22 protein-coding genes and 1 pseudogene are annotated in these 22,302 nt (G+C 69.2%); 6 read left to right on the top strand and 17 right to left on the bottom strand.

The genetic code is table 11. The annotated features are described in order from the left end of the window. Nucleotides 1-59: 59 nt before the first annotated feature. From ACO6VK_RS04035 to pdeM, 4 genes are read left to right on the top strand one after another with little or no spacing between them, the layout of a single operon-like run. Nucleotides 60-1,067: a ligase-associated DNA damage response exonuclease gene (locus tag ACO6VK_RS04035; protein WP_422505675.1), complete on the top strand. Its 1,008-nt coding sequence runs from the start codon at nucleotides 60-62 to the stop codon at nucleotides 1,065-1,067. Further along, entirely contained in the window at nucleotides 1,064-2,668 is a 1,605-nt protein-coding gene (locus ACO6VK_RS04030; RefSeq protein ID WP_422505674.1) for an ATP-dependent DNA ligase, read from the top strand. Before ACO6VK_RS04035 ends, ACO6VK_RS04030 begins: the two co-directional genes overlap by 4 nt. A gap of 14 nt (nucleotides 2,669-2,682) precedes the next feature. Beyond that, nucleotides 2,683-5,127, top strand: a complete 2,445-nt coding sequence (locus ACO6VK_RS04025) for a ligase-associated DNA damage response DEXH box helicase (RefSeq protein WP_422505717.1) — start codon at nucleotides 2,683-2,685, stop codon at nucleotides 5,125-5,127. Continuing rightward, nucleotides 5,117-5,761 (top strand): ligase-associated DNA damage response endonuclease PdeM, encoded by a 645-nt coding sequence (gene pdeM / locus ACO6VK_RS04020; protein ID WP_422505673.1) that lies wholly within the window; start codon nucleotides 5,117-5,119, stop codon nucleotides 5,759-5,761. The genes ACO6VK_RS04025 and pdeM overlap by 11 nt, the downstream gene beginning before the upstream one ends. Nucleotides 5,762-5,791: 30 nt before the next feature. On the opposite strand, the gene ACO6VK_RS04015 is transcribed toward pdeM, so the two are convergent. From ACO6VK_RS04015 to ACO6VK_RS03980, 8 genes are all read right to left on the bottom strand, one after another. After that, nucleotides 5,792-6,061, bottom strand: a complete 270-nt coding sequence (locus ACO6VK_RS04015; protein WP_422505672.1) for a hypothetical protein — start codon at nucleotides 6,059-6,061, stop codon at nucleotides 5,792-5,794. Between the two features lie 217 nt (nucleotides 6,062-6,278). Further along, on the bottom strand, nucleotides 6,279-7,523 hold the full coding sequence (locus tag ACO6VK_RS04010) for an FAD-dependent oxidoreductase (protein WP_422505671.1): 1,245 nt from the start codon (nucleotides 7,521-7,523) through the stop codon (nucleotides 6,279-6,281). 87 nt (nucleotides 7,524-7,610) lie between these two features. Continuing rightward, complete coding sequence (locus tag ACO6VK_RS04005) at nucleotides 7,611-7,817, bottom strand: cold-shock protein (protein ID WP_017357288.1); 207 nt, start codon at nucleotides 7,815-7,817, stop codon at nucleotides 7,611-7,613. 88 nt (nucleotides 7,818-7,905) lie between these two features. After that, complete coding sequence (locus ACO6VK_RS04000; protein WP_026070968.1) at nucleotides 7,906-8,652, bottom strand: S-methyl-5'-thioinosine phosphorylase; 747 nt, start codon at nucleotides 8,650-8,652, stop codon at nucleotides 7,906-7,908. Continuing rightward, complete coding sequence (locus ACO6VK_RS03995; RefSeq protein WP_411851745.1) at nucleotides 8,652-9,206, bottom strand: hypoxanthine-guanine phosphoribosyltransferase; 555 nt, start codon at nucleotides 9,204-9,206, stop codon at nucleotides 8,652-8,654. Before ACO6VK_RS03995 ends, ACO6VK_RS04000 begins: the two co-directional genes overlap by 1 nt. Further along, a complete protein-coding gene (gene nagZ, locus ACO6VK_RS03990) occupies nucleotides 9,206-10,213 on the bottom strand; it encodes a beta-N-acetylhexosaminidase (protein WP_422505670.1) in 1,008 nt (335 codons plus the stop codon). Before nagZ ends, ACO6VK_RS03995 begins: the two co-directional genes overlap by 1 nt. A gap of 98 nt (nucleotides 10,214-10,311) precedes the next feature. Further along, nucleotides 10,312-10,962, bottom strand: a complete 651-nt coding sequence (locus ACO6VK_RS03985) for a DsbA family oxidoreductase (protein WP_422505669.1) — start codon at nucleotides 10,960-10,962, stop codon at nucleotides 10,312-10,314. Nucleotides 10,963-11,285: 323 nt separating this feature from the next. Next, nucleotides 11,286-11,777, bottom strand: coding sequence for a CYTH domain-containing protein (locus ACO6VK_RS03980; RefSeq protein ID WP_422505668.1), 492 nt, complete (start codon nucleotides 11,775-11,777; stop codon nucleotides 11,286-11,288). Nucleotides 11,778-11,836: 59 nt separating this feature from the next. Here ACO6VK_RS03980 and ACO6VK_RS03975 point away from each other — a divergent pair, with 59 nt between their 5' ends. Further along, nucleotides 11,837-12,475, top strand: coding sequence for a hypothetical protein (locus tag ACO6VK_RS03975; protein ID WP_422505667.1), 639 nt, complete (start codon nucleotides 11,837-11,839; stop codon nucleotides 12,473-12,475). Between the two features lie 22 nt (nucleotides 12,476-12,497). Here the strand turns inward: ACO6VK_RS03975 and rlmD are convergent, their stop codons facing one another. After that, nucleotides 12,498-13,832 carry a 23S rRNA (uracil(1939)-C(5))-methyltransferase RlmD gene (gene rlmD / locus ACO6VK_RS03970; protein WP_422505666.1) on the bottom strand — a complete coding sequence of 445 codons (1,335 nt, stop codon included), beginning with the start codon at nucleotides 13,830-13,832 and terminating at the stop codon, nucleotides 12,498-12,500. 128 nt (nucleotides 13,833-13,960) lie between these two features. Between rlmD and ACO6VK_RS03965 the strand changes: the two genes are divergently transcribed. Then, complete coding sequence (locus ACO6VK_RS03965; RefSeq protein ID WP_422505665.1) at nucleotides 13,961-14,686, top strand: Hpt domain-containing response regulator; 726 nt, start codon at nucleotides 13,961-13,963, stop codon at nucleotides 14,684-14,686. 28 nt (nucleotides 14,687-14,714) lie between these two features. Here ACO6VK_RS03965 and recO read toward each other — a convergent pair whose 3' ends face one another. From recO to ACO6VK_RS03925, 8 genes and pseudogenes are all read right to left on the bottom strand, one after another. Beyond that, on the bottom strand, nucleotides 14,715-15,437 hold the full coding sequence (gene recO, locus ACO6VK_RS03960) for a DNA repair protein RecO (protein WP_422505664.1): 723 nt from the start codon (nucleotides 15,435-15,437) through the stop codon (nucleotides 14,715-14,717). 95 nt (nucleotides 15,438-15,532) lie between these two features. Next, nucleotides 15,533-16,429, bottom strand: a complete 897-nt coding sequence (era, locus tag ACO6VK_RS03955; RefSeq protein WP_411851753.1) for a GTPase Era — start codon at nucleotides 16,427-16,429, stop codon at nucleotides 15,533-15,535. Beyond that, the gene (rnc, locus tag ACO6VK_RS03950; protein ID WP_422505663.1) at nucleotides 16,426-17,106 is read right to left on the bottom strand and encodes a ribonuclease III; all 681 of its coding nucleotides are present in this window, start codon (nucleotides 17,104-17,106) and stop codon (nucleotides 16,426-16,428) included. Before rnc ends, era begins: the two co-directional genes overlap by 4 nt. Then, nucleotides 17,096-17,479, bottom strand: a complete 384-nt coding sequence (locus ACO6VK_RS03945; RefSeq protein WP_017356785.1) for a DUF4845 domain-containing protein — start codon at nucleotides 17,477-17,479, stop codon at nucleotides 17,096-17,098. Before ACO6VK_RS03945 ends, rnc begins: the two co-directional genes overlap by 11 nt. Before the next feature lie 32 nt (nucleotides 17,480-17,511). Continuing rightward, the gene (gene lepB, locus ACO6VK_RS03940) at nucleotides 17,512-18,306 is read right to left on the bottom strand and encodes a signal peptidase I (RefSeq protein WP_017356784.1); all 795 of its coding nucleotides are present in this window, start codon (nucleotides 18,304-18,306) and stop codon (nucleotides 17,512-17,514) included. Between the two features lie 24 nt (nucleotides 18,307-18,330). Next, nucleotides 18,331-20,121, bottom strand: a complete 1,791-nt coding sequence (gene lepA / locus ACO6VK_RS03935; protein WP_422505716.1) for a translation elongation factor 4 — start codon at nucleotides 20,119-20,121, stop codon at nucleotides 18,331-18,333. A 167-nt stretch (nucleotides 20,122-20,288) separates the two neighbouring features. After that, nucleotides 20,289-21,815 (bottom strand): DegQ family serine endoprotease, encoded by a 1,527-nt coding sequence (locus ACO6VK_RS03930; RefSeq protein WP_422505662.1) that lies wholly within the window; start codon nucleotides 21,813-21,815, stop codon nucleotides 20,289-20,291. Between the two features lie 86 nt (nucleotides 21,816-21,901). Next, a pseudogene (locus ACO6VK_RS03925) lies at nucleotides 21,902-22,302 on the bottom strand (anti-sigma factor); the annotation flags it as partial.

Here is a 22,302-nt window from a genome sequence, read left to right as displayed (position 1 = left end):
CAGGCGTCCGTTCAGCCGGATTCTCGCCTCCTGCACGAGCGCGGCGGCACAGTGCAGGCATGACCTCTCCCTCTGCGAAACCGGACCTGGTGGTGCTGCGCCCGGAAGGTCTGTACTGCCCGGCCGGCGACTTCCACATCGACCCGTGGCGCCCGGTCCCGCGCGCGGTGATCACCCACGGGCACGGCGATCATGCCCGTGGCGGCATGGGCCACTATTACTGCAGTACCGACAGCGTGCCGATCCTGCGCTGGCGGCTCGGCGAGGTACCGCTGGACGCGCATGCGTACGGCGAACGCTTCCGTCTGGGCGATGTGGATGTGTCGCTGCATCCGGCCGGGCACGTGCTGGGGTCGGCGCAGGTGCGCATCGACGACGGCGCCCAGGTCTGGGTGGCCTCCGGCGACTACAAGCGGCAACCCGATCCCACCTGCGCCCCCTTCGAGGTGGTGCCCTGCGATACGTTCATCACCGAGGCGACCTTTGGATTGCCGGTGTACCGCTGGCCGCCCACGCCACAGGTGGCGGCCGATATCGTCGCCTGGCGCAGGGAATGCGAAGCGCGCGGCGAAGCCGCCGTGCTGCTCTGCTACGCGCTGGGCAAGGCGCAGCGTGTGCTGGCCGAGCTGCTGCCGCTCGACACGCAGCCGGCGCTGCTGCACGGCGCGATCGCTGCCGGCGTGGCGGTGTACCGCGAGGCCGGCATTGCCATGCTCGCCACTGAAACCGTGGGCGAGCAGGCGCGCGGCAGCGACTTCGCCGGCAAGCTGGTGCTGGCGCCCCCCTCGGCCGCCGGCAGCGCCTGGATGCGGCGCTTCAAGGGCGTGCAGCTGGGCTTTGCATCGGGCTGGATGCGACTGCGCGGCAACCGCCGACGCCGCAACTACGACCGCGGCTTCGTGGTCTCCGATCATGCCGACTGGCCGGACCTGCTGCGCACGATCGCGGAGACCGGGGCGCGCCGGGTGATCGCCACGCACGGCAACACCGACGCGCTGATCCGTTTCCTGCGCGAGCGCGGCGTGGCCGCCGAAGCCTTCGCCACCGGCTACGGGGACGAGGAATGAAACGCTTCGCCGCGCTGTACCGCACGCTGGATCGCAGCACCGCCACCGGCGACAAACGCGCCGCGCTGGTCGACTATTTCCGCCACGCGCCACCGCACGACGCGGCGTGGGCGCTGTTCCTGCTGTCCGGTGGCAAGGTCACCAGCGCGCGGCAGAAGATCGCCGGCAGCGCCGAGCTGCGCGCGTGGATCGCCGAGGCCTCCGACACCCCCGCGTGGCTGGTCGATGACAGCTACGACCAGGTCGGCGACCTCGCCGAAACGCTCACGCTGCTGCTGGACGATCCGGCCGGCGGCGCGCCCGACATCGCGCTCGCCGACTGGATCGAGCAGCGTCTGCTGCCGGTTGCCAACCAGGCCGAGCCGGTCCGCCGCGCCACCGTGGTGGGGGCGTGGCGGGAGCTGGCGTTCGACGAGCGGCTGGTGTTCAACAAACTGTTGACCGGCGCGTTGCGCGTGGGCGTGTCGCAGCGGCTGGTGCAGCAGGCGCTGGCGGAACTGTCCGGCATCGACATTGCCCGCATCGCCCAGCGCATGCTCGGCGCGTGGGTGCCCTCGCCCGGCCTGCTGGCCGACCTGCTGACGCCGGCCGAACGCCCGGAGGACCGCCAGCAGCCCTACCCGTTCTTCCTCGCCTCTCCGCTGGAGAGCGACGCCGACCGTCTGGGCGACATCGGCGATTGGAGCGTCGAATGGAAGTGGGATGGCATCCGCCTGCAGCTGCTGCGGCGCCAGGGCGAGGTGGCGCTGTGGTCGCGCGGCGAGGAACGTCTGGATGGCCGCTTCCCGGAAATCGAGGCGGCCGCGATGGCGTTGCCGGACGGCTGCGTGATCGATGGCGAACTGCTCGCCTGGCGCGAGGGCGATCCGCAGCCGTTGCCGTTCACTGCGCTGCAGACCCGCATCCAGCGCCGCGCGCCCGGCCCCAAGACACTGCGCGACACGCCCGTGCGCGTGCTCGCCTATGACCTGCTGGAACTGCACGGGCAGGACCTGCGGCTGCAGCCGCTGACGCAGCGGCGCGCCGCGCTGGCGACTGTGCTCGAGACCCTGGGCGACCCGCGGCTGCAGCTCTCCCCGCAGTTGCATCCCGACGACTGGCACGCCGCCGCCGCGCTGCGGGCGGGTGCCCGCGAACGTGGCGTCGAAGGACTCATGCTCAAGCGCGGCACTTCGCCGTACCAGAGCGGGCGACGTCGCGGCGACTGGTGGAAATGGAAGATCGACCCGCTGACCATCGATGCGGTGATGATCTACGCGCAGTCCGGCCACGGCCGGCGCAGCACGCTGTACACCGATTACACCTTCGGCGTGTGGGACGGCGACCGGTTGGTGCCGGTGGCCAAGGCGTACTCGGGGCTGGACGACACGGAAATCCTCGCGCTGGACCGCTGGATCCGCGCCAACACGCTCGAACGCTTCGGGCCCGTGCGCAGCGTGCGCGGCGAACAGGTGTTCGAACTCGGCTTCGAAGGCGTCAACCGCAGCAGCCGGCACAAGTCCGGCATCGCGGTGCGCTTTCCGCGCATCCTGCGCTGGCGGCAGGACAAGCCGGCCAGCGAGGCGGACACCCTGGCCCAGCTGCAGGCGCTGGCGCGGTGACGCGGCGCGAGGCGATGGCGCGCCTGGTGGCGTGGTTCGCCAGCCGCGGCTGGGCACCGCTGCCGTTCCAGAAAACCATGTGGCGTCACTACCTGGCCGGCGCGTCGGGGCTGCTGCACACGCCCACCGGCAGCGGCAAGACCCTGGCGATGTTCGGCGGCCCCCTGCTGCAGGCACTGTCCGATCCGCCGCCGCGCATCGCGGGCCGCGGCGGCAAACGCGTGCCGGCCCTGCAGGTCCTGTGGATCACACCGCTGCGCGCGCTCGCCGCCGACACCGCGCGTGCGCTGCGCGAGCCGTTGTCCGCCCTGGGCCTGGACTGGCAGGTCGGCCTGCGCACCGGCGATGCCAGCGCGCGCGACAAGCGCCTGGCGCGCGAGGGGCGCGTGGATGTACTGGTCACCACGCCCGAATCGCTGGCGTTGCTGCTGAGCTATCCCGATACGATGGCGCGCCTGCAGCAGCTGCGCTGCGTGGTGGTCGACGAGTGGCATGAACTGCTCGGCAACAAACGCGGCGTGCTGCTGCAGTTGAACCTGCGTCGACTGCGCGATGCGCTGCCGGCGCTGCAGGTATGGGGGCTGTCGGCCACGCTCGGCAACCTCGACGAAGCGCGCCAGGTGCTGCTGCCCGACCAGCCCGACGCGCCGCTGGTGTCAGGCGCCCGCCCCCGCCCGATGACGCTGGAGACGCTGCTGCCGGCGCACGGCGAACGCTTTCCGTGGGCCGGCCATCTGGGCCTGTCGCAGCTGCAGCGCGTACTGGAGCGCCTGCTGTCGGCACGCAGCAGCCTGCTGTTCACCAACACCCGTGCGCAGGCGGAACTGTGGCACCAGGCGTTGACGGCGGTGTGGCCGGAGGACCCGGCGACCCTGGCACTGCACCACGGTTCGCTGGACCCTGCGCTGCGCCGCGCGGCCGAGGAAGGTCTGCGCGAAGGTCGCCTGCGCTGCGTGGTGGCGACGTCCAGCCTGGATCTCGGCGTGGACTTCCCCGCCGTGGACCAGGTGCTGCAGATCGGCAGCCCCAAGGGCATCGCGCGCCTGCTGCAGCGTGCCGGCCGGGCACGCCATCGTCCCGGTGAATCCGGGCACATCATCTGCGTTCCCTCGCATGCGCTGGAACTGGTGGAGTACGCGGCGGCGCGACGCGCACTGGCCGAGGGCGTGATCGAAGCACGACGTCCGCTGCAGCTGTCGCTGGACGTGCTCGCCCAGCATTGCGTGAGCTGCGCGCTCGGCGGTGGCTTCGATGCCGATGCGTTGTTCGCGCAGGTGCGCCGCACCAACGCCTTCGCCAGCCTGGAGGCGACGCAGTGGGCCGGCGTGCTGGCCTTCATCGTGCAGGGCGGCCGCGCGCTGGCGCAGTACCCGGACTTCCATCGCGTCGTTCGCGACGACGATGGCGTCTACCGCGTCCACGACCGTCGCGTGGCGCTGCGTCACCGCCTGTCGATCGGCACCATCACCAGCGACGGCAGCGTAACGGTGCAGTTCCTGCGCGGCGGCCGGCTGGGCGCGGTGGAAGAACAGTTCGTGGGACGGCTGCGTCCCGGCGACCGTTTCCAGTTTGCCGGGCGCCTGCTGGAACTGGTCCGGCTGGAGCAGATGACCGCGTATGTGCGCCTGGCCCGTGGCGGCGACGGCGTGGTGCCGCGCTGGCAGGGCGGCCGGTTGCCGCTGTCCGACGCACTGGGCCGCGAAATGGAGGCGGTGCTGGAGACGCCCGGCGACAGCGCCGAACTGCGCTGGCTGGCGCCGCTGCTGCAACTGCAGGCGCGCCTGTCGGTGCTGCCGGGCCCGTCGCGGCTGCTGGTGGAAACCGCGCTCCGCCGTGAGGGCCAGTACCTGTTCGTGTATCCGTTCGCGGGGCGGCAGGTCAACGAAGGCATCGCCGCGTTGATGGCGATGCGCTGGACGCGCCTGCAGACCAACACCTTCGCCTACGCCGCCAATGACTATGGCTTCGTGCTGGCGCCTGCGCATGCGGTCGCGGTGGAGCCGGCGCTGATACAGCGGCTGCTGCAGCCGGAGGGCCTGTTCGACGACCTGCGCGACAGCCTCAATCTCGGTGAGCTGGCACGCCGGCAGTTCCGCGATATCGCCCGTGTGTCCGGCATGCTGGTGCCGGCCTTGCCGGGGCGCACACCGCGCAGCCTGCGCCAGCTGCAGGCGTCCAGCGGTCTGCTGTACGACGTGCTGCGCCAGCACGATCCGGATCACATCCTGCTGACGCTCGCCGAACACGAAGTGCTGCACAGTCAGCTCGACCTTGGCGGTCTGGCGGCGGCACTGCAGCGCTGCCAGGCGCGCACGTTGCATGTGCAGACGCTGGGCAGCCTCGGCCCGTTCTCGTTTCCGCTCTGGGCCGAGCGCATGCGCGGCCAGCTCAGCAACGAAGACTGGAAGACCCGCGTGCTGCGTGCAGCGCGGCAACTGGAGAAACGACATGGGCAATGACCTGTCGCTGACGCTGGCCGGCGAGACGCTGCAGCTGCTCGGTGCGCGTGCGCTGTACTGGCCGGCACGCCGTGCGGTGTTGATCGCCGACCTGCACCTGGGCAAGGCCGACCTGTTCCGGCGCGCCGGCATCGGCCTGCCCAGCGGCGGCACCGGCGATGATCTGGCACGCCTCACGCACCTGCTGCAGCAGCAGCCCGTGGACACACTGTGGATCCTGGGCGATGTCCTGCACGGTGTGGCGCATCGCGCCGCGTGGTACCGGCAGTGGCAGGGCTGGCGCGAACAGCATCCCGCGCTGCAGATCGGCGCGCTGGCCGGCAACCACGATCGTGCGCTGCCCAAGGCAGACCTCGGCATCGAACTGCTGGGCGAAACCGTGCAGGAAGGGCCGTTCCTGCTGCGCCACGACCCGCGCCCGCATGCGCGCCTGCATGTGCTGTGCGGCCACCTGCATCCCCTGGCGCGGCTGCCCGGCATGCAGCGGCGCTGGCCGGCGTTCTGGCTGCGCGAGGGCCTCACCGTGCTGCCGGCATTCTCGCGGTTCACCGCCGGCATCGCGCCGGTGCTGGTCAACGGTGAGCGGCTGGTGGCCTGCGTCGAAGACGAGGCCATCGCATTGCCGCCGCGTTAGCGGCCGGCCCGTCACCGCGCGCCGCGTGGACTACATCGCAGGAACGAGCGTCTCCGGCATCAACTGGATGTCCGATGAGCGCGACACGGCGCGCGTGGGTTGCTGCCGGATCGCCACCAGCATGTCGTGGGCTGCCGTGCGGATGCGCGGGTGGTGTTCCGGCGCGGTATGCGTGATGAGGCTGGTGACATGGAATTCGAATACGTCTTCCATCACATCCGGCTGATCCTCGTGCAGCATCTGCAACAGACCGCGCAGCGTGCTGAGTTCACGTTCGAGAGTGTCGGCCGAGAACAACATGTCAATCTCCTTCGGATAACGGTCCCTGCAGGACCTGGGGCGCAGGCGCACCGGCACGGAATGATCCGTGGTGACAGGCACATCCGGGTCGGGTGGCGCAAGGCGCACACGCACACTGCGTTTGCCTTGGTGTTGTCTCACGTTGTCGGTGAGTTCACCGTCAACACACTGCCGATCCGTCTTCACGCGCGCGCATTCACCTCATGACGCGGCGTTATCAGCGCATGCGTCCGGCAGCACCGTGTTCATCCATTGCCGTGACGAACCCGGGCGACAACGGCAAGCGACCCATCCAGCCATGCTGCGTGCCGCTGAGCACGCGCAGCATGTGTCCGCGCCCGCCTGGCACGCGCCCCATCGGACCGAACAGCACGTCGCGGGCACGCGCCAGTGTGTCGCGTTCGGATTGGAACAACGGCGTCAGCCAGTGGCTCCAGTAGTGATAGATCGCCACATGCGCGCGTCGCCGTTGCTGATACGCCTGCAGTGCGGCGGTCAGATCGGGGTGCGCACGCAGCGCATCGCGCAGCGCGATCGCATCCAGCAAGGCCATGTTCACGCCCTGCCCCAGCTGCGGGCTCATCGCGTGCGCCGCGTCGCCGGCCAGCACCAGCCGGCCGCGATGCCACTGCCGCATGCGCGTGTCGCGATAGCTCGCGCGTGCCAGCGCCTCCGGGGCTACGTCCTGCAGCAACCCGTGCGCTTCCGGCCAGAGCGCCGCGACGTCGTCCAGCCAGCGCGCCATGCCGTCGCGTTCCCAGTGCGCGAAGCGATCGCGCGGCAGACTCCAGAAGAAGCTCAGCCGCGGCGTGTCATCACCCGGCCGCGTTCCGACCGGCAGCAGCCCGATCATCCTGCGCGCCATCAGGTAACGCTGGCGCAGTTCGTCGACATGCGGCCAGTCGCCGCGCGGCAGCAGGCACCACAACGCCCCCCACGGATACTCACGATCGTGCCGCGCGCCCTCCACCTGCGCACGCAGCGTGGAGGCGGCGCCATCGGCGGCGATCACCACATCGTAGGGCCCGTGCCACTGCCCGCGCGCATCGCGTACGCGCCCCGTGTCGCTGTCCACCTCGACGATCGCGGTATCGGCCTGCAGGTTGCCCGGTTGCTCCCAGGCCTGTGCCAACAGCGTGAACAACGCACCGCGCTGCATGCCCACGCCGTGCAGGTGCGCATCCAGTGCGGCATAACGCATGTCCATCACGGCGCGCCCGCAGGGCGTTTCCCCGTACAGGCGCTGCACCGGCGCGCCATGTCGCAGGACCTGTGGCAACAGGTCCATCTGCCACAACACGTCCAGGCCGCTGGGTTGCAGCAGGAAACCGGCGCCCACCGGACCGGGTGCTTTCGCGCGCTCGAATACGTGCACGACGTGATGATCGCGTGAAAGAAGAATCGACAATGCCTGGCCGGCCGTGCCGTAACCGATGATCGCCACCGTGCGCGGCTGCGTCATGTCATGTCCCTATGAGCGTGATCAAGTTCACACCGTGCGCAAAAAAAACCCCGCCGAAGCGGGGTTTTCAATGCTCAACCGAGAAAATCACTCAGCCGGCACAATGTTCGAAGCCTGGGCGCCCTTCGGGCCCTGGGTCACGTCGTACGTGACACGCTGGCCTTCCTGCAGGCTGCGGAAACCCTTGGCGTTGATCGCGGAGAAGTGCGCGAAGACGTCGGCGCTGCCGTCCTCCGGCGAGATAAAGCCAAATCCCTTGGCGTCGTTGAACCACTTGACGGTACCGTTCGGCATGGTAATGCGAGACCTTCTTCAATGAATGGGTGGTGTACGCTCAACCAGCGCACTGCCGGAGTATGCAAAGCTTGTTCCGCAATGACAATCACCCCCGCGCCAATTCCCCGATCAGTTCCGGCAAACCCGCCGACGCGGCATCGACGTTGGCCAGTACTTCGGCCATCGTGATTTCGTCGCCATCGCCACACCCGGCCGCCCAGTTCGCCACGATGGCCAGGCACGCGTAATCCAGCCCGAGTTCGCGCGCGAGGCTCGCTTCGGGCATGCCGGTCATGCCGACCAGATCGCAGCCGTCGCGACGCATCCGCGCGATCTCCGCATTGGTTTCCAGGCGCGGCCCCTGCGTGGCGCCGTAGCACCCGCCATCCTGCAGGCGCACGCCGGTGACCTTGGCGGCGGCCAGCACCTTGCTGCGCAGCATCGGCGTATACGGATGCCCGAAGTCCACGTGCAGCACCTCGCTGCCCGGCTCTTCGCACAGCGTGGAGATGCGTCCCCAGGTGTAGTCGATCAGCTGGTCCGGGCAGGCCAGAACGCGCGGACCGAATGCATCGGTGATGCCACCAACGGTATTGAGCGCGAGCACGCGCGTCGCGCCGATCTGCTGCAGTGCAGCGAGATTGGCCCGGTAGTTGATCTTGTGCGGCGGCAGCGAATGGCCTTCGCCGTGGCGGGCCAGGAACGCCACGCGCTGGCCGAGCAGCGTGCCCACCCGGATCGGGCCGGACGGCGTGCCGTAGCGGGTCTCGACCTGGTGGCTGCTGACATCGTCGAGCTGGGCCAGTTTGTAGACGCCGGTGCCGCCGATGACGGCCAGTGCGATGTGTTCCATCATTCCTTCATCGCGTAGATGGCCGGCACGCAGCGCAGCGTCTCGTTGACGTCCATGCCGAAGCCGAACACGTAACGGTCGGGCAGATCGATACCGGCGTAATCGGCCTTGATGTCCGGCAGCGCACGGTCGTGCTGCTTGACCGTCAGCGCAGCGATGCGCACGTCGGTCGCGCCCTGTTCCAGGCACCAGGTGCGCACGCCCTGCAGCGTGTAGCCTTCATCGAGGATGTCGTCGACCAGCAGCACGCGACGGCCGAACAGCGCGGTGGCCGGCTTGTGCTTCCAGACCAGGTCGCCGCCGGTGGTTTCACCGCGGTAGCGGGTGGCATGCAGGTAATCGAACTGCACGTCCTGGCCGCGGGCACCCAGTTCCAGCGCGAGCTGGCCGGCGAACGGCAGTGCGCCGTGCATGATCGACAGGAACAACGGCACTTCGCCCTTGTAGTCACGCGCGATGGCGTCAGCGATGCCGCCGATGGCCTTGTCGATGGTGGGACGGTCGACCAGCAGGTCGGCCTGGGCCAGGGCCTGGGAAATGGTGAGGTTGGGCATCAGACGGTTCTTCCAAGGGTGTCAAGCAAACGGGATTGGGTGTTGCCGTGGCGGGTATCGGCCAGCAGGCCGTCCCAGCCCAGCGCGCCGCGGCCGATCAGGCCCAGCAGCGCGGCGGTATTGAGGGAGCGGCCTTCGACCGCGTGCAGCGATTCTTCCACCAGTTCCGGGTGGCAGACCAGCACCACGTCGCAACCGGCATCCAGGTGCGCATCCACGCGCGCCTTCACGCCACCGGCGGAGAACGAGGCGGCCATGCCGATGTCGTCGGAGAACACCACGCCGCGGAAGCCCATCTCCCCGCGCAGGATCTGCTCGATCCAGCGGGGCGAGTAGCCTGCCGGTTCCGGCGCCACCTGTGGGTAGACCACATGGGCCATCATCACCGCGTCGGCACCGGCATCGATGCCGGCCACGAACGGCACCAGGTCCAGCGCGCGCAGTTCGTCGAGCGTGCGCGGATCGCTGGCATCGTCGACGTGGGTGTCTTCCTTGACCGTGCCGTGGCCGGGGAAATGCTTGAGCGTGGCCGCCATGCCCACGCTGTGCATGCCGCGCACGTAGGCACGGGTGAATGCCGCCACCACGGCCGGATCGGCACTGAAGGCACGGTCGCCGATGGCCAGGTTGCCCCGGCCCAGGTCGACCACGGGCGCAAAGCTCAGGTCCACACCGCTGGCGCGCACTTCACTGGCCATCAGCCAGGCATGCTGCTCGGCCAGGGCCAGCGCGGCCTCGGGGTCCTTGGCGTACTGCGCGTCGAAGCCCTGCAGCGGCGGCAGCGCGCTGTAGCCGTCACGGAAGCGCTGCACGCGGCCGCCTTCCTGGTCCACGCAGATCAGGATCGGACGCGGCGCGGCGGCGCGGATCGCGGCCGACAGTGCGGCAACCTGCTCGCGCGAGGCGAAATTGCGCTTGAACAGGATGACACCGGCCACGGCATCATGCTGCAGCCATTGCCGCTCCTGGGCGGTGAGTTCGGTCCCGGCGACGCCGATCACGAGCATGGGTCATCTCCAATACGGGGCGCCGCGTTTGCTTGCTTTCGTCTTGCTGGAGCGCCCGCGCTCTGTGGCCCACGCCCGCGCGGCCGTGGCCAGGCCGGTCAGGATGCGTCCGCCGCGCCCTCGGCCGCGATCTGCCGCAGCGCCTCGGCGAAGGCCTCGGGCGGCTGGGCGCCCTGCAGCGCGTAGCGGTCATTGATCACAAAGGTGGGCACCGACTGAATGCCCACCGCATGGGCCTGGGCGAGCTGCGCCTGGATCTCCTCCAGGCCTTCGTCGCCGGCCAGCAGCGCGGTCACCCGATCGGCCGCGATCCCGCCGGCGGCGGCGGCCTCGATCAGCGTCTGCGGATCGGCCAGATTGCGGCCGTGGACAAAATGCGCACGGAACAGGGCCTCGCCCACCGCCGCCTGCACGCCCTCACGCCCGGCCAGCCACAGCAGGCGGTGCGCCGGCAGCGTGGTGACCCGCACCTGGCCCTGGTCGAAGTCCATTGGCAGGCCTTCAGCGCGCGCGGTGGTCTGGGTCTGGGAGAGGATCTGTTCGGTACGCTCGGCACTGCCGAACTTGGCCAGATAGGCCTCGCGCAATGGCACCGGCGTGGTGCCGGCGTCCGGATCCAGCAGGAACGGCCGCCAGCGCACCTCGATCTCGGGCGCATCGTCGCCCAGAAGGGCCAGGCCCTGCTCGAACCGGTGTTTGCCGATCCAGCACCAGGGGCACACCACGTCAGACCAGATATCGATTTTCATCCGGCCAAGATGGGGATGCCGGTCTGCGTACAAAAGGGGGCGTCTGCGATCCGCGTGGCACGCACGGTGTGCGCTCTCAACCACGCCCTGCGGTTAGTGGTGTCGGGCGCTGGGCCACGATGCCCTTGCCGGCGAATGTCCCCCGGCGTCGGCCTGCGGCCGCCCCCTCCTCCTTTAGTTCGCCCACAAGGGCATCGCGGCCCACGTACCGGGACCACTGGCGCCTCGCCGAAGCCGGCCAGCGGCCGGCACTACATGGGGGATTCCGGCTGGTTTTCGTGCGCGAACCGCACGCCGAGCGGAGACGCGCCCTGCGCCCGCTGCTACGCGGCCCAGCGGCTGAACGGATGGGCGGCCAGCGCCAGGTTGTAGTAGCGCACGTCGTCGGTGACTTCCGCCCCCACCCACGCAGGCAGCGCGATGGACTGGTCGGCCCGCTCCAGCTCGACCTCGGCGACCACCAGCCCGGCGTTGTCGCCGAGGAACTCGTCGACCTCCCAGACCAGCCCGCCGTGTTCGACCAGGTGCCGGCGCTTGTCGATCAGCCCGCCCACGCTCAGCGCGAGCAGCGCGCGCGCGTCGTCCACCGGAATCGGGTAGTCGAATTCCTGGCGGGTGTGCCCGATCTCGCGCGACTTCAGGTTGAGGAAGGCCTGTTCACCCTGGATGCGCACCCGCACCGAGGCCTTCTGCGCGCCGCTGTCGAGCGCGGCGGCGTCGTTGATGTAGCCCTGCGCCATCGGGATCACCGCGTGCGCGGCCGTGCGCCAGCCGTCGCCGGTGACGAGATATTTGCGTTCGATTTCAATGCCCATGCGCACAGTATGGCCGCGTGCCGCCTACACTGCGCGCCCCCTGCAAGGATCCCGCTCCGATGACACGCCGTCGCCCCGCCCTGCGCCACATCGCCCTCGCCGCCCTGGTGCTGCTCCCGCTGGCCGCCAGCGCTGCCGCGCCGGCCCTCCCCACGCTGGCGCAGGCCCAGTCGGCAATGGACGCACTGTTCGATGCCGCCATCGCCGACCGGCCCGCCACCGACAGCAGCCGCATGGTCGCCGAGGCGTTTCGTCCCCGCCTGCTGGCGGTGTCCAGCTGCATGCCGCGCAACGGCGCCGCCGTCCCCACGGTGGACTGCATCACGACCGCGCAGGCCGGTCCGGAGCCGGTCCATCGCCTGCTGCGCTTTACCCACGCGCAGGGACATTGGACGATGCCGATCGACCAGCGCCACCTCCCGGTGCCCGTTCCGCCGACGGACCGCGTGCAGGTCCTGCTGCGCGGAGACTTCGCTGCGCGCGCCGCGCAGGACGCGGACAACACCATGCGCGCCTACCTGCTGGCGGCGGCACGTACGGCCGAGGTCGTCGGCGTGGAGGACTGCAGCGTCGGTGACGAGGCGCCGGTGATCGAATGCCAGGTCGACGCCACCGTTGCCAACGAGCGCGGCCGCCAGGCGATGGCGTTCGTGTGGGTGGACGGACAGTGGCAGAACGCGCCGGCCGTGCTGCCCTAGCAGCCGCGGCCGGCGAGGTGCGTCAGCGCTTCTCGAACACCGCGATGCTTTCCACATGCGCGGTGTGCGGGAACATGTCCATCGCGCCGGCCGATACCAGGGTAAACCCCTTTTCGTTGACCAGATAGCCCGCATCGCGCGCCAGCGAACCGGGATGGCAGCTGACGTAGACGATGCGCTTGAACTGATCCAGCGGCAGCTGCTGCAGCACTTCGATGGCGCCCGAGCGCGGCGGATCCAGCAGCAGCTTGTCGAAGCCCTGGCGCATCCACGGCGTCTGGCGCTGGTCCTGGGTCAGGTCCGCGGCATGGAACTGGGCGTTGGACAGGCCATTGCGCTCGGCGTTTTCGCGCGCACGCGCGACCAGCCCGGGATCACCTTCCACGCCAACCACTTCGCGCACGGTGCGCGCCAGCGGCAGGGTGAAGTTGCCCAGGCCGCAGAACAGATCGAGCACCCGCTCATCCGGGCCGGCATCGAGCAGTTCCAGCGCCAGCGCGATCATCTTCACGTTGAGCGACGCATTGACCTGGATGAAGTCCAGCGGCCGGAAGGCCAGCTCGACATCCCACGGCGCCAGCTTGAACGACAGCGGCACCTCGGCCGGCCACAGCGGCTGCACCGATTCCACGCCGCCGGGCTGCAGCGAGATCGCAAACCCATGTTCCTGCCCGAAGGCGGTCCACGCGGCGCGATCGGCCTCGCTGAGCGGCTGCATGTGGCGGATCGTCAGCATGATCGCCTCGTCGCCGGCGATGAACTCGATCTGCGGAATATCGCGCTTGCCGTCCAGGGTTTCGATGAAGGCGGCCATCGCGCCGACCTTGCTGCCGATCTCCGGGATCACGGTCAGGCACTGCGACAGGTCCGCGACGAAGCGCGGGTCCTGCTCGCGGAAGCCGACCAGGGTCTTGTCCTTCTTCTCGACCCGGCGCACCGAGAACCGCCCCTTGCGGCGGTAGCCCCAGCTGTCGCCCACCAGCGGCGGCAGCACGGCGCCCGGGGTGACGTGGCCGATGCGGGTCAGGTTGTCCATCAGCACCCGCTGCTTGGCCACGATCTGCTGCGACTCCTCCAGGTGCTGCAGCACGCAGCCGGCGCAGACGCCGAAATGCGGGCAGCGCGGCGTCACGCGCTGCGGCGAGGCGGTGACCACCTCCAGCGTGCGCGCCTCGTCGAAGTGGCGGTTGCGGGCGGTCGGTTCGGCAGTCACCACTTCGCCCGGCAGCGCGCCGGTGACGAAGGTGACCTTGCCACCCTCGCCGTCACGGCGGGCCACGCCACGGCCATCGTGGCTGAGATCGAGGATGTCGGTCTGGAAGGGAGTACGGTCGAGGCGGGAGCGGGTTCGGGCCACGTGGCAACAGGCTGCGGGCAAAAAGGGTGCGTATTGTCGCAGATGGAGGCATTGCGCTGCTCAGAAACCGTTTGCAGCGGCCCCGGACGTGTTTAATATGGGCCACAGCTGACATGGAGGCAGCCCCAATGCAGATGACCCCGCGGGATCCCATGCCCCGATTCCTGCTCGTCGAGGACGACACCATCAGCCGCGGCTTCTTCAAGGCCGCGCTGGAGACCCTGCCCGCCGAGGTCGACACCGCCGATTCGCTGGCCACCGCGATGGACCGCGCCAACGGCGGTGGTCATGACCTGTGGCTGATCGACGTCAACCTGCCCGACGGCAACGGTACCGAGCTGCTGCAGGCCCTGCGCCGCTCGCGGCCGGACACCCCGGCGCTGGCGCATACGGCCGATGGCGACAGCAGCATCCACGCCCGGCTGCGCGAGGCCGGCTTCAGCGAAACGCTGATCAAGCCGCTCACCCGCGAACAGCTGCTCAAGGCGGTGCGCCGCGCGCTGGTCAACAGCCCCGGCGGCACGGCGGCCGGGGCCGGCGCCAGCGCCGAGGGCGACCGCCAGGACTGGGACGAAACCACCGCGCTGGCCGCCCTGAATGGGCAGCGCAACCATCTCATCGCCCTGCGAGAACTGTTCCTGGCCGAGCTGCCCGGGGTGCGCGACGCGGTCGCCCAGGCCCTGCTGCAGCAGGATGTGCGTGCCCTGCGCGGGCAGCTGCACCGGTTGCAGGCCAGCTGCGGCTTCGTCGGCGCCGCGCGCCTGGCCCGGGCCGTGCGCCAGCTGCACCAGGCACCGGAGTCCGGCGGCGCGCAGACCCAGTTCCGCGCGGCAGTGGAAGCGCTGTTGCATTGAGACTCCCCGCGCCGGGCAGCCCCCGGCGCTAGCGCCGGCGCGACAGGTCGTCGAGCATCTCCCAGGAGTTCAGGCCCCGCCCGCCCAGGTGGTGCAGCAGCACCGCGCGCATGCTGCGGCGCAGGCTGGCCAGGTCCTCGGCGCCGGGCAGGCGGTCCGCCCCCAGCGCGAGCAGCGCGCTGCCGGTGGCCGCGCCGCGCCGCTGGTCGGCCCCGCGGTCGCTGAGCAGGCGGCGCGGGCCATCGCCCGGGTCGAGCTCGTAGCGGGCGGCCGGATCGAGTGGCTCGCCCTCGCCGTCATGGGTCAGGTCGAACCCCACCCCGAGCGCATCCAGCAGGTCCCGTTCGAAGCGGCGCAACGTCCAGGCCAACGGCTCACCGTCGCGCAGCCGCTGGCGGACCACGGCGTAGGCGTCATACAGATCGGGCAGCGGGTCCTGCCGGGGCGCCAGCCGCAGCAGCAGTTCGTTGATGTAGAAGCCGGCAAGCATCGCATCGCCGACCAGCCGCGGCGCGGCATCGAGTGCCTCGGCACCGCGCAGCTGCGCCAGTTCGCCGCGCTGTACCGCGCTCAGCCGGATCCATTGCAGGGGCTGCAGTGCCGCCCGCAACGGCTGGCTGCGGGCACTGGACACGCCCCGCGCCAGCAGGCCGATGCGGCCATGCTGTTCGGTCAGTACTTCCACCAGCAGGCTGGTCTCCCGCCAGGGGCGGGCATGCAGAACGAAGGCCGGTTCATCCTCGATGCGCACGGCCTACCTCCCGACCGGCGCCGGCCGGTGGGGTTCGACCGCGGCGCTCGCCGGGACACGACGGACGCCGCGCCACTGCGCGCGCCCGTGGCGGTTCATTCGTAGCCGAAGGCCTTCAGCGCGGCTTCGTCGTCGGACCAGCCCTCGCGCACGCGCACCCAGGTTTCCAGGAACACCTTGGCACCGAACAGACGTTCCATCTGCATGCGGGCCTTGGCGCCGATATCCTTCAGGCGGGTACCGCCCTTGCCGATCACGATCGCCTTCTGGCCTTCGCGTTCGACCCAGATCACCGCACCGATGCGCAGCAGATTGCCGTCTTCGACGAAGCGCTCGATCTCCACCGTGGTGGCATACGGCAGCTCTTCGCCGAGCTGGCGCATCAGCTGCTCGCGGACCAGCTCACCGGCCAGGAAACGCTGGCTGCGGTCGGTGATCTCATCCTCGCCGAACATCGGCGGGGCCTCGGGCAGCAGCTTCAGCACGTCGCGCACCAGCGCGTCCAGGCCGTTGCGCTTCTGCGCGGAAATCGGATGCACGGCGGCAAAGTTGCGGCCAGCGGTCACTTCCTGCAGGAACGGCAGCAGCGCGCCCTTGTCCTTGAGGCGGTCGATCTTGTTGACCACCAGCACCACCGGCACGCCCGCATCGCTGAGGACGTTGAAGGCCAGGGTGTCTTCCTCGTCCCAGCGGCCGGCCTCGATCACCAGCAGCCCGGCGTCGACCCCTTCCAGCGAGCCGCGCGCCGCGCGGTTCATCACCCGGTTCATGGCGCGCTTCTGCACCTTGTGCAGCCCGGGCGTGTCGACCAGCACCAGCTGCCCTTCCGGATAGCTGGCGATGCCGAGCAGCCGGTGGCGCGTGGTCTGCGGCCGGTTGGACACGATGCTGACCTTGGCGCCGACCAGCGCGTTGGTCAGGGTGGATTTGCCGACATTGGGGCGGCCGATGACGGCCACGCTGCCGCTACGATGGGGGGTTGCTTCGCTCACTTGGAATCCAGTTGCTCGAGGGCGGCGGCGGCCGCCTGTTGTTCGGCCAGCCGTCGCGAGGCACCTTCGCCTTCGGTGCTGACGGCAGGATCGGTTACGCCGCAGCGTACCCGGAAGGTCTTGGCGTGATCGTCACCCGATTCTGACACCAGTTCGTACTGTGGGAGCGCCTTCTGTCGGGCCTGCAACCATTCCTGCAGGCGCGTCTTGGGGTCTTTCTCCGGCTTGCCGGTGGCCGGCAGCGCCTCCATCGAGGGGCTGAACCAGGGCAGCACCACCGCCTGGCAGGCGGCAAAGCCGGCGTCCAGGTAGATCGCCGCGACCACGGCCTCCAGCGCGTCGGCCAGGATCGAGTCCCGGCGTTGGCCGCCGGACTTCATCTCGCCGGGCCCCAGGGTCAGCCGGTCGCCCAGCTGCAGGGTGCGCGCGATCACCGCCAGCGCGCCTTCGCGCACCAGCTCGGCCCGGGCGCGGGTCAGCGCGCCCTCGTCGGCCTTGGGCCAGCGCTCGTAAAGCGCCTGGGCCACCATCATGTTGACGATGCTGTCGCCGAGGAACTCCAGCCGCTCATTGTTGGGCGTGCCGGCACTGCGATGCGTCAGGGCCTGCTGCAGCAGACCCGGATCGTGGAAGGGGTGACCGATCAGGTCACCGCGTTGGAAAGGTTTATTCGGCACCGCTACGGGTCAATTCCTGGTTGGTATCAAACCGGCCCACCACGTCGAGGTTGCCGATCATTGCACGGCGCACTTCGTAGTTGACCTTCATGTTCCAGCCGCCATCGATGCGATCGAATGTGACGTTGGCCGGCTTCACGTTCTCGGAGTAGTTGATGTACAGACGCTTGAAGAACAGGTCCTGGACACGTCCGGGCTCCATGTTGCCCACGCCCGGCTCCTTGGCCAGGCTCTTCATCGCCGACCGCACCGAGTAGTACTCCTGGTACATCGGGAACAGCTTCATGCCGATATACAGGCCGAAGGCAACCACGATCAGGACGACCAGGAACGAGGTCAGAGTCATGCCGCGCTGCGTGTTCATCGTCTTCATTGCGTTCTCCCCAGATACGCCGGTGTGATGGATCAGTTGATGGTCGAGCCGATCCGCGACGGTTCGAAGCCGTCCTTGCAGAACCAGCCCGAGCAGTTCAGCCAGATCAGGAACGCCTTGCCACGGAGATTCTCCTCCGGCAGCAGGCCCCAGAAGCGGCCATCATCGCTGTTGTCGCGGTTGTCGCCCATGACCAGGTACTTGCCGGCCGGCACGGTCCACTGGCCCTGGCCGCGCGGGTAGTCGGTCTCCAGCACGGTGTGGGTGCGGCCCGGCAGGTGTTCGACCAGCAGCGTGCTGCCGTCGCCCTGGCCGAGATGACCGGCGTAGATGCCCTTGTTGTCGTACTTGACCGGCTCGCCGTTGAGGATCAGGCCATCGCCCTGGAAGGCGACCTCGTCCCCGGGCACGCCGATGACGCGCTTGATGAAATTCTCGCCCTTGGCCGGATCGGCGTCGGAATGGCCCGGGAAGTGGAACACCACCACGTCGCCGCGCTTGGGCTCGCCCAGCGGAACGATCTTGGCGTTGTTCAGCGGCAGGCGCAGGCCGTAGGAGAACTTGTTGACCAGGATGAAATCGCCGATCAGCAGGTTGGGCATCATCGAGCTGGACGGAATCTTGTACGGCTCGGCAATGAAACTGCGCACCACCAGCACGATCGCCAGCACCGGGAAGAACGCCCGGGAGTAGTCGACCAGCACCGGTTCGGAATCCAGCAGGCCGGCGCGCGCGGCACGGCGCCTGGCGAAGTACAGCTTGTCGGCCAGCAGGATCAGCCCGGAGGCCAGCGTCAGTACGACCAGGAGGATTTCAAACAATTTCATGCGGTGTCCTTGGGATCGGGTGCCTTACTTGTCCATCTGCAGCACGGCCAGGAAGGCTTCCTGCGGGATCTCCACGCGGCCCACCTGCTTCATGCGCTTCTTGCCTTCCTTCTGCTTCTCCAACAGCTTCTTCTTGCGCGAAACGTCGCCACCATAGCACTTGGCCAGAACGTTCTTGCGCATGGCTTTGACGGTCGTGCGGGAGATGATCTGCGAGCCCACCGCGGCCTGGATGGCCACGTCGAACATCTGCCGGGGGATCAGTTCCTTCATCTTCTCGCACAGCTCGCGGCCGCGCCGGTCGGCATGGCTGCGGTGCACGATCAGCGACAGCGCATCGACCTTGTCGCCATTGATCAGCACGTCCACGCGGACGAACGGACCGGCGTCGAAACGCACGAAGTGGTAGTCCAGCGAGGCGTAGCCGCGGCTGACCGACTTGAGCTTGTCGAAGAAGTCCAGCACCACTTCGGCCATCGGCAGCTCGTAGCTGATCTGCACCTGGCTGCCGAGGTAGTTGATGCCGATCTGGCTGCCGCGCTTTTCTTCGCACAGCTTGATGATGTTGCCGATGTACTCCTCGGGCGTGAGTACGTTGGCGCGGATGATCGGTTCGCGGATCTCGTCGACCTGGTTCACCGGCGGCAGCTTGGCCGGATTGTCCATGTTGATGATCGAGCCGTCGGTCTTGAGCACCTCATAGACCACGGTCGGCGCGGTGCTGATCAGGTCCAGGTTGTACTCGCGCTCCAGGCGCTCCTGCACGATCTCCATGTGCAGCATGCCCAGGAAGCCGCAGCGGAAGCCGAAGCCCATCGCCTCGGAGCTTTCCGGTTCGAAGCGCAGCGCGGCGTCGTTCAGGCGCAGCTTGTCCAGCGCTTCGCGCAGGTCCGGGTAGTCTTCGGCATCGACCGGGAACAGGCCGGCGAACACGCGCGGCTGCATTTCCTGGAAGCCCGGCAGCGGCTTGGGCGCCGGATCGGCGGCCAGGGTCAGGGTGTCGCCGACGGGCGCGCCGTGGACGTCCTTGATGCTGGCGGTGACCCAGCCCACTTCACCGGCGCGCAGGGCCGGCAGGACCTTGCGCTTGGGGGTGAACACGCCGACGTTGTCGACCTGGTGGTTGCGGCCGGTGGACATCACCTGCAGCTTGTCACCGGCCTTGATCTGGCCCTGCATCACACGCACCAGCGAGACCACGCCCAGGTAGTTGTCGAACCACGAGTCGATGATCAGTGCCTGCAGCTTGTCGGTATCGCGCGGCACCGGCGGCGGAATGCGGTGCACGATCGCCTCCAGCACGTCCTGCACGTTCAGGCCGGTCTTGGCACTGACCGGCACGGCATCGGTGGCGTCGATGCCGATCACGGCCTCGATCTCGGCCTTGGCGCGTTCGATGTCGGCGGTGGGCAGGTCGATCTTGTTGATCACCGGCACCACTTCCAGCCCCTGCTCCACGGCGGTGTAGCAGTTGGCGACCGACTGCGCTTCCACGCCCTGGGCCGCATCGACCACCAGCAGCGCGCCTTCGCAGGCGGCCAGCGAGCGGCTGACTTCATAGGAGAAGTCGACATGCCCGGGGGTGTCGATGAAGTTCAGGTGGTAGGTCTGGCCGTCTTTGGCGACATACGGCAACGAGACCGACTGGGCCTTGATGGTGATGCCACGCTCGCGCTCGATCGGATTGGAGTCGAGCACCTGCGCCTCCATCTCGCGGGCCTGGAGGCCACCGCAAAGCTGGATGATGCGATCGGCCAGCGTGGACTTGCCGTGGTCGACGTGGGCGATGATGGAGAAGTTGCGGATGTTCCGCATCGAATCAGAGGACATAGGTGGCGGCGGCGCGTCGCGTCGTCAGGATAACGACACATTATCGCATGGCCGGCCGGCTCCCGCGTGGGCCGACGTCCGATTGTCGCCAATGCCCTCCAGAAACGACCGGGCCCGCCGAAGCGGGCCCGGAAACGCAGCAATGGCGGGGGTTACTGCCCCGTCTTGATCGCCACGAACGCGCTGTTGCCGGCACCGGAGCGGACCAGCAGCATCACCACGTCACCCTTCTTGTAGCCCGACAGCTGGCGATCCAGCGCCGCCACACTGCCAACCGGGGTGCGCCCGACCTGCAGGATCACCATGCCCTGCGACAGCTGCGCATCCCGCGCGGCCTGGCCGGTCACCCGGGTGATGCGCACGCCTTCACCGGACTCCAGGCCCAGCTGCTTGCGCTGGGCAGCGGTCAGGTCGATGACCTCCAGGCCCAGCAGGGCGTTGGCGCCTGCCTGCGGCGTGGCCGCGTCGGCCGTGGCCGGACGGCTGCTGGCGCGCTCGGCGTCCTCGGCCAGCTCGGTCAGGGTGGCGGTGAGCTCGCGCTCCTTGCCATCGCGCACGATCCCCAGGCGTACCTTGCTGCCCGGCGGCATCGCGCCGATCGCCGGCGGCAGATCCGACCAGGCATTGACCATGCTGCCGTTGACGGACCGGATGACATCGCCGATTTCCACGCCGGCCTTGGCCGCCGCACTGCCCGGCACGATCTGGTTGACCAGCGCGCCACGGCTGTCGGGCAGGCCCAGGCCCTGCGCCTTCAACCCGTCGATCGGCTCGACCACGGCCCCCAGCTGGCCACGGCTGACCCGGCCGGAGGTCTTGATCTGCTCGACCGCGCCCATCGCCAGGTCGATCGGGATCGCGAAGCTGATGCCCATGTAGCCGCCCGAGGCGGAGAAGATCTGCGAGTTGATGCCGACCACTTCACCGCGGGTGTTGAGCAGCGGGCCGCCCGAGTTGCCCTGGTTGATCGCCACGTCGGTCTGGATGAACGGCACGTAGCGCTGGTCCGGACCGCCGGTGCTGCGACCGACCGCGCTGACCACGCCGGCGGTGACCGAGTGGTCCAGGCCGAACGGCGAGCCGATCGCGACCACCCACTGGCCCGGCTTGAGCGTGTTGGAATCGCCGACGCGCACGGTCGGCAGGTTCTTCGCGTCGATCTTGAGCAGGGCCACGTCGTACTGCTGGTCGCTGCCGATCACTTTGGCGGTGAACTCGCGGCGGTCACCCAGCTTGACCTTCACTTCGCTCGCATCGGCGACCACGTGGTAGTTGGTCAGCACGTAGCCGTCAGCCGAGATGATGAAGCCCGAGCCCATGCCACGCCCGCGGGGCGCCTCGCCCTGCCCGCCCGGCTGGCCGGGCATCTGGAAGTCGGGGCCGAAGAAGCGGCGGAAGAATTCCGGCATGTCGTCATCGCCGGGCCCCATCGCACGGGCGCTGCGGGCGGTGCGCACGATGGTGGTCTCGACGTTGACCACGCCGGGCCCGACCTGTTCGACCAGGTTGGTGAAGTCCGGCAGCCCGCTGACCAGCTGCGGAGCCGGCGCGCGCGGCGCAGCGGCGGGGGCGGCCGCCACCGGCGCGGTCGGGGACGGCGACTGGGCACAGGCCCCGAGGGGAAGAGTCAGGGACAGGGCCAGCAGGGACAGGGCCTGCTTACGCATGCGAGGGGTCATCAGACGCGAGCCTCCGGGTCAGGAAGAAAGGGAGAGGGACGCTGCGGCCGGACGGCCGCAGCGCGAACATCGGGATGCCACGCGGCTCAGTCGCGATGGCTGCGGCTGGCCGGCACGGCCGGTTCGGCCTCCTGCAGGCGCGGCTCGAACGGATAGAACGCGGCGCGCGGCTCCTGCGTGGAGAAGCTGGCATTGAGCGCGCCGCCACCGGCCGGAGCCAGGGTTGAGCGCGGCCAGGGCTTGGCCTGCAGGCTGCCGACGTCACCGAACGGATAGGCGCGCGCGGCCGCGGCCGGCACTGCCGGCGCGGGGCTGACCGCGACAGCGCGCTGCGGCTCGGCGCTGCGCTCGACCGCGCCGCGCGCGGCCTGCTGGGTACGGGTGGCGCTGTTGCGGCGCGCGGCCGCCACGTCCTGCCGGCGGCTGGCCGCCGCGACCACCGCGGCTGGCGTGGCGGCCACGACCCGGGCCACATCAACCGAGGCGG

It is taken from the genome of Stenotrophomonas sp. GZD-301 (assembly GCF_049310345.1).
GTDB lineage: Bacteria > Pseudomonadota > Gammaproteobacteria > Xanthomonadales > Xanthomonadaceae > Stenotrophomonas.
The sequence above is the reverse complement of the archived record's forward strand: the minus strand, read 5'-3'. Positions and strand labels throughout refer to the sequence as shown.